This window comes from Bacillus pacificus, from assembly GCF_020861345.1.
Taxonomy (GTDB): domain Bacteria; phylum Bacillota; class Bacilli; order Bacillales; family Bacillaceae_G; genus Bacillus_A; species Bacillus_A pacificus.
The window spans coordinates 5,222,313-5,236,425 of record NZ_CP086328.1; the positions used below are offsets into that span (position 1 = coordinate 5,222,313).

Annotated in this window: 16 protein-coding genes and 1 pseudogene; 8 read left to right on the forward strand and 9 right to left on the reverse strand. The window is 36.9% G+C overall.

What is annotated here, in order from left to right; genetic code table 11:
• Window positions 1-6: 6 nt before the first annotated feature.
• The 3 genes from LMD38_RS26865 to LMD38_RS26875 form a co-directional block, all read right to left on the reverse strand.
• Complete coding sequence (locus tag LMD38_RS26865; RefSeq protein WP_000953390.1) at window positions 7-300, reverse strand: DUF3817 domain-containing protein; 294 nt, start codon at window positions 298-300, stop codon at window positions 7-9.
• Window positions 301-511: 211 nt separating this feature from the next.
• Entirely contained in the window at window positions 512-1,333 is an 822-nt protein-coding gene (locus tag LMD38_RS26870; protein WP_016719034.1) for a Cof-type HAD-IIB family hydrolase, read from the reverse strand.
• 225 nt (window positions 1,334-1,558) lie between these two features.
• Complete coding sequence (locus tag LMD38_RS26875; protein ID WP_000847022.1) at window positions 1,559-2,842, reverse strand: purine/pyrimidine permease; 1,284 nt, start codon at window positions 2,840-2,842, stop codon at window positions 1,559-1,561.
• A 139-nt stretch (window positions 2,843-2,981) separates the two neighbouring features.
• Here LMD38_RS26875 and LMD38_RS26880 point away from each other — a divergent pair.
• From LMD38_RS26880 to LMD38_RS26890, 3 genes and pseudogenes are all read left to right on the forward strand, one after another.
• Window positions 2,982-3,281: pseudogene (locus tag LMD38_RS26880) on the forward strand (cation:proton antiporter regulatory subunit); the annotation flags it as partial.
• A 6-nt stretch (window positions 3,282-3,287) separates the two neighbouring features.
• Window positions 3,288-3,572 (forward strand): YwdI family protein, encoded by a 285-nt coding sequence (locus LMD38_RS26885; protein WP_001167353.1) that lies wholly within the window; start codon window positions 3,288-3,290, stop codon window positions 3,570-3,572.
• Between the two features lie 64 nt (window positions 3,573-3,636).
• Window positions 3,637-4,005, forward strand: a complete 369-nt coding sequence (locus tag LMD38_RS26890) for a DUF423 domain-containing protein (RefSeq protein WP_000688323.1) — start codon at window positions 3,637-3,639, stop codon at window positions 4,003-4,005.
• 30 nt (window positions 4,006-4,035) lie between these two features.
• Here LMD38_RS26890 and gerQ read toward each other — a convergent pair whose 3' ends face one another.
• The 4 genes from gerQ to hemQ all read right to left on the reverse strand — a co-directional run bounded on the left by gerQ (window position 4,036) and on the right by hemQ (window position 7,306).
• Entirely contained in the window at window positions 4,036-4,464 is a 429-nt protein-coding gene (gene gerQ, locus LMD38_RS26895; protein ID WP_000068646.1) for a spore coat protein GerQ, read from the reverse strand.
• A gap of 28 nt (window positions 4,465-4,492) precedes the next feature.
• Window positions 4,493-4,915: a cell wall hydrolase CwlJ gene (gene cwlJ / locus LMD38_RS26900; RefSeq protein ID WP_000538151.1), complete on the reverse strand. Its 423-nt coding sequence runs from the start codon at window positions 4,913-4,915 to the stop codon at window positions 4,493-4,495.
• A gap of 173 nt (window positions 4,916-5,088) precedes the next feature.
• Window positions 5,089-6,366: a serine hydrolase gene (locus tag LMD38_RS26905; RefSeq protein ID WP_178378406.1), complete on the reverse strand. Its 1,278-nt coding sequence runs from the start codon at window positions 6,364-6,366 to the stop codon at window positions 5,089-5,091.
• A gap of 196 nt (window positions 6,367-6,562) precedes the next feature.
• Window positions 6,563-7,306: a hydrogen peroxide-dependent heme synthase gene (hemQ, locus tag LMD38_RS26910; protein ID WP_001287588.1), complete on the reverse strand. Its 744-nt coding sequence runs from the start codon at window positions 7,304-7,306 to the stop codon at window positions 6,563-6,565.
• A 255-nt stretch (window positions 7,307-7,561) separates the two neighbouring features.
• On the opposite strand from hemQ, the gene pta reads away from it, so the two are divergent.
• A complete protein-coding gene (pta, locus tag LMD38_RS26915; protein WP_000067214.1) occupies window positions 7,562-8,533 on the forward strand; it encodes a phosphate acetyltransferase in 972 nt (323 codons plus the stop codon).
• Window positions 8,534-8,581: 48 nt separating this feature from the next.
• On the opposite strand, the gene LMD38_RS26920 is transcribed toward pta, so the two are convergent.
• Both LMD38_RS26920 and LMD38_RS26925 read right to left on the reverse strand, forming a co-directional pair.
• Window positions 8,582-9,427, reverse strand: coding sequence for an octanoyl-[GcvH]:protein N-octanoyltransferase (locus LMD38_RS26920; protein ID WP_073530949.1), 846 nt, complete (start codon window positions 9,425-9,427; stop codon window positions 8,582-8,584).
• A gap of 128 nt (window positions 9,428-9,555) precedes the next feature.
• The gene (locus tag LMD38_RS26925) at window positions 9,556-10,248 is read right to left on the reverse strand and encodes an RsfA family transcriptional regulator (protein ID WP_000868373.1); all 693 of its coding nucleotides are present in this window, start codon (window positions 10,246-10,248) and stop codon (window positions 9,556-9,558) included.
• Window positions 10,249-10,635: 387 nt separating this feature from the next.
• On the opposite strand from LMD38_RS26925, the gene LMD38_RS26930 reads away from it, so the two are divergent.
• The 4 genes from LMD38_RS26930 (at window position 10,636) to LMD38_RS26945 (ending at window position 14,075) form a co-directional block, all read left to right on the forward strand.
• Window positions 10,636-10,860: a YuzB family protein gene (locus tag LMD38_RS26930; RefSeq protein ID WP_000526077.1), complete on the forward strand. Its 225-nt coding sequence runs from the start codon at window positions 10,636-10,638 to the stop codon at window positions 10,858-10,860.
• A 318-nt stretch (window positions 10,861-11,178) separates the two neighbouring features.
• Window positions 11,179-12,234: a FecCD family ABC transporter permease gene (locus tag LMD38_RS26935; protein WP_000388276.1), complete on the forward strand. Its 1,056-nt coding sequence runs from the start codon at window positions 11,179-11,181 to the stop codon at window positions 12,232-12,234.
• Window positions 12,231-13,247 (forward strand): FecCD family ABC transporter permease, encoded by a 1,017-nt coding sequence (locus LMD38_RS26940; protein ID WP_001260778.1) that lies wholly within the window; start codon window positions 12,231-12,233, stop codon window positions 13,245-13,247. The genes LMD38_RS26935 and LMD38_RS26940 overlap by 4 nt, the downstream gene beginning before the upstream one ends.
• 15 nt (window positions 13,248-13,262) lie before the next feature.
• The gene (locus LMD38_RS26945; RefSeq protein WP_000212064.1) at window positions 13,263-14,075 is read left to right on the forward strand and encodes an ABC transporter ATP-binding protein; all 813 of its coding nucleotides are present in this window, start codon (window positions 13,263-13,265) and stop codon (window positions 14,073-14,075) included.
• Window positions 14,076-14,113 lie beyond the last annotated feature (38 nt).

Below are 14,113 nucleotides of genomic sequence, written 5' to 3' on the forward strand. Positions count from 1 at the left end.
TTTTCATTATTGTTGCTCGTTCTTTAATTTTGCATCTAGTACAAACGTGCCAAATGGGATAACCGATGAAACGAATGCCCCAAGTGCCCATAAAATTGATTTACGATGTACGATTGTTACTTGAATTACTGCGAAGATAAATAAAATAAATAAAACACCGTGAGCCATGCCTGTAATTTTAACAGCTGTTGCAAATCCTGCGAAATATTTTAATGGCATTGCTACAAATAATAGTAGTAGGAAAGAAATCCCTTCAATAAGTCCAATTGCTCTTAATCGTCCGATTGGTGTAGATAACATGTAAAGTGGCCTCCCTTAACGTATGCTTGTTTATAGTAAATTTGTATTCTTTTTCAAAATAAAATAGTCTATTTTGTTTCATTATATACAAAAAGAAAGTTTACACTACGAGAATAGTGCAAAGTTCAAAATATAGTCACAAAAGCATGGTAATTTAAATAAAAACCTATTTGAAGTGTTTGACTTCAAATAGGTTTTATGAATGAAAATATTAAACAAGTGCTTCTCTTTTTAGTACGAACTTCTCTACAACCTTTGCTACACCATCGTTCATATTTGTATCTGTTACATAGTTTGCAATTTCTTTAATATCATCAGGTGCATTGCCCATTGCAACACCAAGACCAGCGAATTCGATCATTGCTTGGTCATTATAGCTATCGCCCATTGCGATAACTTCTTCACGCTTAATGCCAAGTTTTTGAATCAGTTGGTTTAAGCTCGTTCCTTTTGTAACACCAGCTTCAGTAAATTCTAAGAAGAATGGTTTAGAACGCATAACGCTTAATTGTCCTTCTAGTTGTTTTTGTAGTTTTGATTCTACTTCAACAAGGCGTTCAGCTTCTTTATTCATTAATACTTTTACTACTGGCTCTTTAACAGCAGCTTTAAAGTCATCTACAACAACAATTGGCATACCAGTAATATCTCCCTCAATTTCAGTATAAGGATTATTTTCTTCTGTTACGATATCATCGCCAATATAAGTATGAATCCATACATCTTCAGTTTTACTAATTTCAAATAGGTTGTGAACGATTTCAGGAGATAGCGTACTACTAAAGATTTCTTCGTTTGTTTTACAGTTAATAATTTTTGCGCCATTAAAAGATAGAATGAAACTGCCGTATTCTTCTAAACGAAGTTCTTTCGCTACATTGCGCATACCAAACGTTGGACGTCCGGAAGCAAGTACCACTTTTACACCTTGTTCTTGTGCAGTCATTAGAGCTTCTTTCGTACGAGGTGAAATAGTATGGTCGTCACGTAATAAAGTATCATCTAAATCTAAAACAATCATTTTATAAGTCATATTGAAAAGTCCTTTCTTTATTTAAATCAAATATATGTTCATGGAGATGTAAGGAATAATAGTAAGACATCGAACCTCTTTAAAAAGAAGTAGATTCATTTTTATGAGTGTTTTTCTCATCATATTAATTAATAATCATTGGGGATGGCCAAAACCCCAATGATTAAATGTTTATTTTATCGTAACAACTCTAAAGGTAGAGTGCAATAATGGAAGTTTTCCAATTTACGATACTTGTTTTGCTGTAGAACGAGAAAATAGTATTTCTAGCAAGATTGCCATTACAGCCCCAAGAACGAGACCATTACTTAGGAACGAAGCTAGAAATGGTGGAAGCGTGGAATATGCTCCTGCTGGAACGAACATAACCCCAATTCCTGTGAAGATTGACAGACCCGCTACTTTAAATAATCGTTCTTTATCCTGTACCGTTTCGTATTCCCGAAAGGCGAGACCGATCATGCTTGCAAATACAGGATAAATGGCAGCATAACCAACTGCAACTGGGATTGCTGCAAAGAATGAAGTGATCTTTGGGAATATACTAACGACAATAATAAAGCTTGACCCTAATATAAATGGGAGGCGTTTATAAATATTAGTCGTTGCAATAAAACCTGCTGATCCAGAAATAGCGACAGGTCCGATAGCCGAAAACAGGCCGCCTAGTAATTGATTGATTCCTGTTATAATACCGGCCTGTTTAAAACGATCTGATGCAGCATTTTCTTCATATTTAGAGACAACCTTTTGTACAACGCGAATACTCGCTAACATATTTGTTAGAAGTAAGAGTGTAACGAAAATGACCGTAATTACCATGTTCCATTCAACACGAGGCATTCCGAAAACAAATAAGGATGGAAAACGGATTATGTCGGTCACTGGTGTTATTGGATTAGATAATCCGAAGCATGCGAATAATATCCAGCCGCAAACGATACTGAAAAGAACAGAATATTGTCCGATAATAGGTAGCTTCATGATGAAAAAGGATAGTAAAATAACAATGAGTGAAAGAATAAATACGTTAGGTTGTACTTCTGTATGCTTTCCATCAAGACCGAACATTCCTTTTAAGAAGGAACCACTAAGTTGTGCAACAAGAAGAAATAAGTACGTTCCAATGACTGTCGGTGTAAAATAGCGAACGAGTTTATCAATAAGTCCAAAAACGCTAAGAATAATACAAATGATACCGCTTAATAAGAAAGCATATTGAAGAACTTTAAGTGTCTCATTGTTTGATCCAAATAATACGACACCTAAACTTGCGTAAAGGGAGAAAATTCCCCACCAAAGGCCAGCAGGACCTTCTTGAATAGGAAGTTTATGTCCAAATATAGCTTGCAGTAGACCGGCAAAGCCAAGAACAAATAATGTTCTTTGTACGAATGCAATAGCTTCAGCGCCATCAAGACCATAACTAGTTGCGACGCTAATTGGTACAATAAGACTCCCAGCTAAAATAAATAGTGCCCATTGTAAGGCGGAAAGAAATGTTTTCATTATATCAACCTCTTTCATAGATTCCGTATCTAGTATATATGTATTTCATTTCCACTGGCAAAGATTGTAGATAGAGAAAAGAGTTGAAACATGATATGAATGCACGTAAGCAATTATGGATAGCAGTTATATGTATGACCAAGGTATTGCGAATCCGTTAACAGTTCATTATATTGATACAGTACTGTATGGCATGGAGCAGTCATTTGTAATTGAAGAAATTGCAGTCGGCGAGGGCTCTATTTTAGCTAATAAATCGTTACTAGAGAGTGATGTGAGAAATCAATTTGATGTAACAATTTTAGCGATTTTGAGAAAGGGGAATGTTATACATAATCCAACGGGGCAGGAAAAACTGCAAGAACATGATATGATAATAGTATTTGGTTCAGTAGAGAAGCTGGGACAATTTGAGAAAGAACTACAAAGTAAGAGGTGACGAGGAATGCAAATATCGAGTGATAAAATTTTAAATAAAATGGCGAATGAAATTGCAAAGGCAAAAAGTAGTGAAGGACAAAAATCAAAAGAACATGTATTAGTTGTGCGTGCTTTATGTGATTTATTATTAGATGAGCAAGTTGAATCTTCTACGTATAGAGAGCCACAAATTCAATCACAAATAATTGGATCACAACCAATCACGATGCAACCAATTGCACCGGTTTCTGATGAGCCAGTGTATATAAAAGAAAGTGATGCAAACGGTAATTCTTTGTTTGATTTTTAGAGGATAAATCGTTTGGCTTATATGAAAAAATTGCTTATGATAAAAGTAAAAAAGGGGAATTAAGATGAAAATTTTCTTTTTACTAGGTTGTATTGCAGCGGGGCTATCTGTTGCGTTAGGGGCTTTTGGAGCACACGGTTTAGAAAATAAAGTTTCTGCAAAAATGTTAGAGGTTTGGAAAACAGGTGTTACATATCAAATGTTTCATGCAGGTGGACTATTTGTAGTTGCTTTATTGATGGATAAAATTCAATCATCACTTTTAACTACTGCTGGCTGGCTTATGGTAGCCGGGATTGTTATGTTTTCAGGTAGTTTGTATGCATTAAGTACGACGGGTATTAAGTTCTTTGGTCCAATTACACCTCTTGGTGGTGTAGCGTTTATTGTGGCATGGATCTTAGTCGGAACTGCAGTTGTAAAAGGATTATAAAAAACAAAAGCTGGCATATGCCAGCTTTTTTTATGGTCTTGGAGCATAAGTTGCTTGTTGACCAGGCAAATACGTAATTCTTTCTGGGAATTCTACATAATCTAAGTAAATCATTAGTAGTAAATAACGTTTCCCTGACTCTGGCTCACTAATTACAATATGATCACGACCAGCTGCTTCGATAATACCTGTATAGGATTGTGTACCGAGTGAACTGCCACGCTCATAAGTCATTACAACTGTGGCTTGCTTGCCCTTGTTCAAGCGAAGAATATTTTCAATATATGACTGTTCTAGAGGTAACATACCTTGAGAAACAGCATATTGAGCTTGCGCAGCTTGTTGTTGCATTGCTTGCTGTTGTTGCTGTTGCTGTGGAGTCATTTGTTGCGGTTGTACGTAAGTTCCAGATGGTTGATAGAAACCTGTTCCGTAATACGGGTTTTGTTGCTGTGCCATTCAAAAATCCCTCCTCATTTTTCATTCCTTAATATATGCTAGGGCAATCCCCAGCATTTGGCTGGAAGAAGCAGTGCTTTTTGAAGCGACCAGAGTTTTGCTGGTTATACCAAGTTGGTGGACATGCACCCTCAGGTCTAAAAAACCATAAGGCAAAGTTGGCAGGCCAAAAGCGCTGCCCTTGAATGGTCCGTCTTGCCAGAGCAATATCTTGTTCACGCGCACGCTGATAAAAATATCCTTTTTGCGTTGCTTCGAAACCACCAGGGTTTTGATAAACCATTTGACGTAAATTACGAATATTTTTAAAGTCTAAACAATTCCCGCGGACACGATTTACTCCAACATTTCCAACCATTAACATTCCTTGTTGCCCTTCTCCTTCAGCTTCAGCACGCATCAATCTAGCTAATAATTTAACATCTTCTTCGTTATGCGCGATAACGCCCATTATGTGTCACCTCTCTTTTTGGAATACCTTTTGGAAAGAGGTTTATCTCTAGATGAAGTGTGTAACAATTACTAGTTCATACGTATGAGGAAAAAGAGTCAGATATGACAACCAAACGAAGTTTTACATTGGGAGTAGAAAATAAAAAAAGCTAGCGTGAGCCAGCTTTTTTATTAAAAAACTTTAGACCATAAGTTTGAGAAGAAATCACCGATAGAGCGCATTGTTAACACAAACCAATTTGCTTTTTCAACTTCTTCTGTCGTTTTTGCAGTAACTTTCATACTTTTACTACCGTCTAAGAAACCATATTTATCAGTTGATTCTAACGTAATGGAGCCTACTTTGGCATCCTTCTTAATAGGAGCAACTAAATGACCATCTTCAGCAAGTGATTTATCTGCTTCAGTTCCAATTTTATAAGGGGCTTTGCTACCTTTTTTTGCAATTACGGTTATTTCTTTTTCCGGTGCAACAGTTACTTGATCTTCTTTCCCTTGTACTACAGAGAGTGTGTTGTTTTTATCGACCTTTAGTTTTTGTTTTTCGAAGTTATTAAACCCGTATTCGATTAACTCACGAGATTCTGTGAAGCGCTCGTCCATTGATTTTGTTTTAATAATAACTGAAATAAGACGTACATCACCACGTTTAGCAGTAATAGTAAATCCGTATCCAGCTGTATCAGAACTTCCAGTTTTTAAACCATCAGTACCTTCATAAGCGAAAGCAGCTCCTGGTAACATCCAGTTCCAGTTTTCCATACGAATTGGTTTCGGATGATTATCTGGGAAGTTTCTAAATCTTTGTTTTGTATCCTCTAGCATTTCTGGATACTTTGTAATCATTGCTTTTGAAAGTATACCCATATCGCGAGCTGACATAGAGTTTTCTGCATTTTGATCAGTACCCTCAGGATGTTTTCCTTTTAAGTCAGCGTTATTTAAACCAGTAGCGTTTACAAATTTATATTTCTTTAACCCTAGTTTTTTTGCATGTTCATTTGCAAGATTTAAGAAGTTTTTCTCACTTCCTGCAAGAAGTTCTGCTAAGGCAATACTAGATCCGTTTGCAGAGAAGATAACGATAGAATGATATAGTTCTCTTACAGTATATTGACGTCCTTTTTCGAACGGCACGTTAGAGAATTCATTATTACGTGAAACTTCATAAGCGTAATCGGAAATGTTTACCTTTGTATCCCAAGTGATTTTTCCTTCTTTAATTGCTTCTAACACGGCATAAACAACAATTAATTTTGACATACTAGCGATAGCTAGTAATTCATCTGGATTTTGTTCATGCAGTATTTTTCCTGTATCTGCATCAAATAGAAGTGCAGCAGCTGCCTCAATGTGTATTTTTTCTTCTGCATGGGATGTTGTTACTCCTAAGGAAGAAATTGACAATAGAAACACTAGTAAAATAGACAAGATTTTCTTCATATACATTATCACCTTCGCATCGTTATTAGCATATAGCTCGTACCATTTTAGCATAAATTTGGATATAGAAAGGTTACAATTTTGTAAGGTATTTAAAAGGAATTTGTCGATTTTTGTTCAAATTTGCGGAAAAAAGAACTTTTTTGAGGAGAAATATAGAGAGGAATAAAAAAAGGAACGAATTCCGTTCCTTTTTCACGATTTATATGTGTAAAAATTTCTCTACTTTTTCGTCTGGTAAAATGTTTCCAACGAAAAATGTTCCGAATTCACCATAACGAGCACTTACTTCATCGAAGCGCATTTCATATATAAGCTTTTTAAATTGAAGAACATCGTCAGCGAATAATGTTACGCCCCACTCAAAATCGTCGAATCCAACAGATCCTGAAATAACTTGGCGTACTTTACCTGCGTACTGGCGACCAATTTTACTATGACTGTACATCATTTTCTTACGTTCCTCCATCGGAAGCATGTACCAGTTGTCATCACCTTGGCGACGCTTGTCCATTGGATAGAAGCAAATATGATTTGCTTTCGGTAACTCAGGATATAAGCGAGCTAAGATTTGTGGATTTTGGTATGGATCTTCATCAGCTGGAAGGTAGTTGCTTAGTTCAACAACAGATACGTAAGAGTATGCAGGAACCATATATTCAGCTAAAGTTGTTTTATTCAATTCTGTCTCAATTTCATTTAACTCTTCCATTGTTGGACGTAAAATCATAAGCATAATATCAGCTTTTTGGCCAACAACTGTATACATTGCGTGACTGCCCTTTTTTGTAGCAGCTACGTCGTTCCATTTTTCAACGACATTTAAAAATTCAGACACAGCTTGTCCGCGTTCGTCGCTAGATAATGTTTTCCATGCAGCCCAATCAATAGAACGTAAATCATGTAAACAATACCAGCCATCTAACGTTGTTGTTGCTTCACTCATTCTATTCACCTCAGTTAATGATAGTTTTACACGTTAACTATAGCATATATAGTTTTAAAATCATCTATATAAAACCTTGGCGCATAAAATTGTCACATTTAAGTGTTTAAGCAAGGTGAATTTAACGGCTGAATTTTATGAAAATATAATCATTTTTATTTTATCTATTTTTTGGGAGCTATAAGTTTAAAATATAGAGGAAAAGAAGTATTCTTAAAGATAGAGTTTTTTTAACATATGTAGGAGGGTTTATTCGTGAGCAACTTATTTACAACAGTAAAAGAAAAAGTTCAAGGAAAAGGCATTTCTATCGTACTTCCTGAAGGAACTGATGAAAGAATTTTAGGCGCTGCAGAGCGTTTAGCAAAAGAAGAGTTAGTAAAACCAATCTTAGTTGGTAATAAAGAAGAAATTAGCGCAAAAGCTGCTAGCATGAATTTAACATTAGCAGGCGTTGATATTTACGATCCAGCTACATACGAAGAAATGGATGCAATGGTAGCATCTTTCGTTGAACGCCGTAAAGGTAAAGCAACTGAAGAAGACGCTCGCAAAATCCTTAAAGACGAAAACTACTTCGGTACAATGCTTGTATACATGGGCAAAGCACACGGTTTAGTAAGTGGTGCAGCTCACTCTACAGCTGATACAGTTCGTCCAGCACTTCAAATCATTAAAACAAAACCAGGCGTTACAAAAACTTCTGGCGTATTCATCATGGTACGTGAAGAAGAGAAATATGTATTCGCTGATTGCGCAATTAACATTGCACCAAATAGCCAAGATTTAGCTGAAATTGGTATCGAAAGTGCGAAAACTGCTGAACTATTCGGCATTGATCCACGCGTTGCTATGTTAAGCTTCTCTACAAAAGGTTCTGCGAAATCTCCAGAAACAGAAAAAGTTGTAGAAGCAACTCGCATTGCAAAAGAAATGGCTCCAGAATTAGCTCTAGATGGAGAATTCCAATTCGATGCTGCATTCGTACCATCTGTAGCTGAGAAAAAAGCTCCAGGTTCTACAATTAAAGGTGATGCTAACGTATTCGTATTCCCAAGCTTAGAAGCTGGTAATATCGGCTACAAAATCGCTCAACGTTTAGGTAACTTCGAAGCAGTAGGACCAATCTTACAAGGTTTAAACATGCCTGTAAACGACCTATCTCGTGGATGTAACGAAGAAGAAGTGTACAAGTTAGCTTTAATTACAGCAGCTCAAGCACTTTAATTCTATAACGAATTGAAATAAAGACCGTCGCTAAAATAGCGACGGTCTTTATTTTTCTAAGCCAAGTGCTTTATTGTTACGATCAATAATACGTTGTAAATTCGTCTCATATAAAGGTATTTCATCTATTGTTAATTGAGATGGTGTTAACTTTGGAGCGAATTGTTGCAGTGTTTTTAAAAGGCGCATCATTAAATCTTGTACTGTAATGGTTTCGCCAAGTAATTCTGAAAGTGAAGCCATCGTACTCGGTACAATTTCAGGGTACGTAAAGCGTGTTTCTTCTCCTTGAATGGCTAGGTTGTAGAAATCACGAACGAGTGTGGCACGTTCAGAGCCACTTCCTGTAGCACAGAGATAAATTTGGACAGCGACACCACCGCGAATACGGCGCTGTGAAATACCAGCAAATTTTTGATCGCGAATACTTAAATCGTAGCTACCAGGACAGTAAGAACCAACGATTTCTTTTGCCTCAATTGTAACATCGTAATCTTTTAACATTTCCTGAATTAAATGCCACATTGTATCGTATCCAAGATCAATATCGATACCTTTTTCGGTCTCTTGGAATAAAAGTGATACGTTTAACACACCTTCATCAAGTACGACTGCAAGCCCGCCAGAATTACGAACGATAACATTGAAGTTGTTTTCTTTTAAAAAGGTAATACCTTGTTCCAAGTGTGGTAGGCGTGAATCTTGAATGCCAAGAACAATTGTATTGTGATGAACCCAAGAGCGCATTGTTGCAGCTGATTGGCTATTTCCTATACTTGTGCATAATGTGTCGTCCATTGCGAATGACTGCAATGCATGGAATGTTGGTCCCAAACTAGACTGATCTACAATACGCCACTCTGGCTGAGATAAAATGGAACGGGAATTGCTCATATAACTAACCCCTTATCTTTAAAATGACAATCTCTATTATAGCAAAAAATGAAGAATGGAGTTTCCTCACATATAAAGGGAAAGTTTAAAGGTGAAATAATAAAAAGGATGCATTATATGCACCCTTTTTATTCTGCAATTTTTTCTAAATTACCGTTTCGGTCCATTCGGAAAGATGTTTGAGAACGTTCTTCTTCATCCATGACTGCCAACTTACGAGCACGGTTCATAATATTCATGAGTGTTTCGTAATCTTCTTGTACAGTATGAGATTGTTTTTCTAATTTTTCCAATTTCTTTTCTAGTTCTTCATTTCGAAGGATTTGTGATTTAATTTCTTGTTTCAATCTCGTATTCTCGTTTTCAAGAGCTGTCACTTTTATATTTGAAGATCCGACTGTTTGTAAAAAATAAATAACATCTTGCATTGTCATAGAGCCCTTTGTAGCAGGAACGGTAGTTTCTTGATATGGAGTAGCTTCTTTATATTGTACAATTGATTCCTCTTGTACGAACTCTTCATAATTAGTTATCGAATCTGAAGCTGGTGGTGTATAAAGTAAACGTTTTTTCGCTTGTTCACCACTTGCAGCACGCATTTTATCTTTACGATGTTTTTTTGCTAGTTGAAGAGCTTGTTCATAGCTATAGCGAACAACAGCATTCCAACGGAAACCACAGGCAGCCGATGTACGATTTAATCTGTCTCCTACTTCTTCAAATGCATTTAATTGGGTACTTCCTTCTCGAACGTGACGAAGTACAGTTTCAGCAAGTAATAAATCATCCTCATCTGTCCAAGCATCTTGTCTTACTTTCATAGATTCAACTCCCTTTCTTTTTATGAACTTCCTATTTTTATAATGGGCAAAAAAATGAGCTTTTATACAAAGCTTTTAAAAATATGGTAGATTTCGATGAGAGGTATAAAGTGAAACTTTAATCAGTGGGGAGGTTCTTCATCCCCCACCTAACTTCTTTGCTTTCACTGAATTTTGAGGTGGGGATCTTACTGCCCATTAAAGCGGGATAAATTTTGCCAAGAATGATGGAAGCTGCTGTAGGAAAACATATAAATATGTAGCATTATATGAGGAAAGAGCGTCGAAAGGAAACTTGCAACGAGCTTCAAAGAGCGGTAAAATACCATTTAGTGTTTATTTTTAAATGTACTTGAGAAAAGTTTAAAATAGAGGAAGTGTTATATAATGGGAAACGAATTTCGTGTGTGTGATGATTGTCAGGCAACGAACGTTAAAACGTTGATTCCAAAGCTAAAAAAAGTAGATTCATGTGCAACGATTGAAGTTGGATGTCAGTCTTACTGTGGCCCTGGCCGTAAAAAATCATTCGCATTTGTAAATAATCGTCCAGTTGCAGCGCCAACAGAAGATGAGTTAATTGTAAAAATTGAAGCGAAGTTAAATAAGTAAGGAAAAGAAGAGTGAACAGATTACTCTTCTTTTTTTATGCCCATAAGAGGAAGAATCTATTCTGAGAAAGCTTAACTGGTGATGATAATAGTTCATGACAGATAGGCATTATCTATTTATTAAGGTCTCGACCTATATGAATTTGTATTTCAAAATAATGGTTGACAGTCTTTTGAAGCGATAGGTAGAATATAAGGTGTCTGATTCTGAGAATCATTATCAGAAAAGGGCCGATTCATTTAATTTTTTTATTGCTATTTGAGAATAAATTTCATTTCATTAAATTAAACATATGTTGTTGGTTAGGATGGTTGAGGGATGGAAGCGAGCGCAAGGAGTATAGAACAGCAAGATGTGAATGTTAAAGAGATTAAGAGCAGGCCGCTCATTGCTTCTATTATTTTAGTAGCAGGTACAATTTTGTTAGCTTTAAGCATGGCATTGTCTATTTCGTTTGGTGCTGCAGATATTAGTTTAAAGACTGTATGGCAAGCTGTATTTCAGTTTGACGGTTCTATTACGCATCATAACGTAATTCAAGAACTTCGCATGCCTAGAGCAATAGGGGGCGTAGTTGCAGGTGCCTTTTTAGCGGTATCAGGAGCAATTATGCAAGGTATGACGCGAAATCCACTTGCATCACCATCGTTAATGGGGATTACAGATGGAGCTGTATTTGGAATTGCAATTATGTATGCATTCTTCCCTAATTCACCTTATTTAATGTTCGTTATCGCATCTTTTATTGGTGCTGCGTTTGGAGCGAGCATTGTATATGGAATTGGATCTTCTTCGCCAGGTGGATTAACGCCTGTGAAATTAGCTTTAGCGGGTGCCGCAATTAGTGCTTTATTAGGGGCCATTTCATCTGGAATTGCGCTATATTTCAATCTTGCCCAAGAGGTGAGTATGTGGAATGCGGGCGGAGTTGCTGGAGTGAAATGGGAAAGTATTAATATGTTAGTACCGATTGGCCTAGTTTGTCTCTTCATTGCAATTATGATGTCGAGGTATATTACAATTTTAAGCTTCGGTGAAGAAATTGCGATTGGACTTGGTCAAAATACGACATTAATTAAATTTATCGGGACAGTACTTGTTCTTGTGTTAACAGGTTCGGCAGTTTCTATGGCAGGATCGGTTGGATTTGTTGGTCTTGTCATCCCACATATGACTCGTTTCCTTGTAGGCTCAGACTATAGATGGGTTATTCCATGTTCTGCGGTCTTAGGCGGGCTTTTAATTGAATGTGCAGATATGTTATCTCGCGTTATTAATCCGCCGTTTGAAACGCCAATTGGAGCAATTACAGCACTAATTGGGGTTCCATTCTTCCTCTACTTAGCACGTAACGAAGGGAGAGGAAAAATGTGAGGACAAGTGTCTTAACAAAAAAGAACGTTTCGGTTTTAACAATTTTAGTAGGATTAATCGTTACTGTATTTTTAGTGAGTTTAAATACAGGGACATTTAAAATACCCCCAATGGACGTATTAAAGTCATTGGTTGGACTGGGGGCTGAAGATCAGTCTGTTATTTTATTTGAATTCCGTATGCCACGTATGGTCATTGCTATACTAGTTGGATCTGCTTTAGCGATGTCAGGTGCGATTTTGCAAGGGTTATCACGAAATCCACTTGCTGATCCAGGTATTATCGGTATTAACGCTGGAGCGGGATTAACAGTTGTTATCTTTGTCTACTTTTTCTTCGGGAAAGTAGGAACTGGTACATTTTTATCTGTATTCATTCTTCCGTTCTTCGCACTAGTTGGAGCGATATTAGCAGCTGTTATTATTTATTTATTAGCATGGAAAGACGGCGTTTCATCAACGAGATTAATACTTGTCGGTATCGCTGTTGCAGCCGGGTTTGGTGCTGTTAGTTTAATTTTTTCTATGAAGATGACATCTAATGATTTCCGTTTTGCTACGATTTGGTTAGCAGGAAGTCTATGGGGCACAGATTGGAAGTTTGTACTAAGTGTACTTCCATGGATGGTTATTTTCATGCCACTTGCTATTAGTAAAGCTCACATATTAAACGTAATGAACCTAGGCGATTCCACAGCAGTTGGCCTTGGTGTAAATGTAGAAAAAGAAAGACGTAAATTATTATTTATTGCAGTTTGTTTAGCTGGTGCATCTGTTGCTGTTGCCGGAGGAATTGGTTTTATCGGTTTAATGGCTCCGCATTTAGCGAGGCGCCTTGTTGGTGGTAAACATCAAATTATGCTGCCTACGGCTGCACTAATAGGGACGTTTTTACTTTTATTCGCAGACGTAATTTCAAGAAGTGTGTTAACAACTTCAGAAATACCGGTCGGTCTTGTTATTTCTGTAATTGGTGCACCGTATTTTATATACTTACTTATGAGGACAAAATAAAGGGAGGCTTTTTGTATGGCAACTTTAGCAGTTGATGCGGTATCTGTTGGCTATAATGAAGGGTTAATTATTGATGGATTAACAGTTGAAATTCCGGAAGGGAAAATTACAACAATTATTGGACCAAATGGTTGTGGGAAGTCCACATTATTAAAAACGGCTTCTCGTATTTTGAAGGCGAAAAAAGGTACTGTTTATCTTGACGGAAAAGCAATCGAGAAACAACCAACGAAAGAAATCGCAAAGAAAATGGCAATTTTACCACAGACTGCAGAAGTGCCAACTGGCCTTACTGTATTTGAACTCGTTTCATATGGACGCTTTCCTCATCAAAAAGGATTTGGAACGTTGAAAGAAGAGGATTATCGCTACATTCATTGGGCACTTGAAGTGACGGGAATGACAGAATTCGCAAATCGTCCAGCAGAGGCATTATCAGGTGGACAACGTCAACGCGTATGGATTGCAATGGCTCTTGCACAAGGGACAGAATTACTTGTATTAGATGAACCGACAACGTACTTAGATATGGCTCATCAATTAGAAGTATTAAACTTATTGAAAAAGTTAAACGAAGAAGAAGGTAGAACGATTGTTATGGTTATCCATGACTTAAACCATGCTTCTCGTTTCTCAGATCATATGATTGCATTAAAAGCTGGTAAGTTAATGAAACAAGGAACGCCAGACGAAGTGATGACAAGTGAAACGCTTCGCAGTGTATTTGAGATTGAAGCTCAAATTGTTCCATGTCCAGTAAACTGTAAGCCAATTTGTTTAACGTATGATTTAGCGATGATTAGTAATCAATTGCGTAAAAAAGCATAAGTAGAATCCCCCTCGTAAAGAGGGGGGCTTCTAATGGA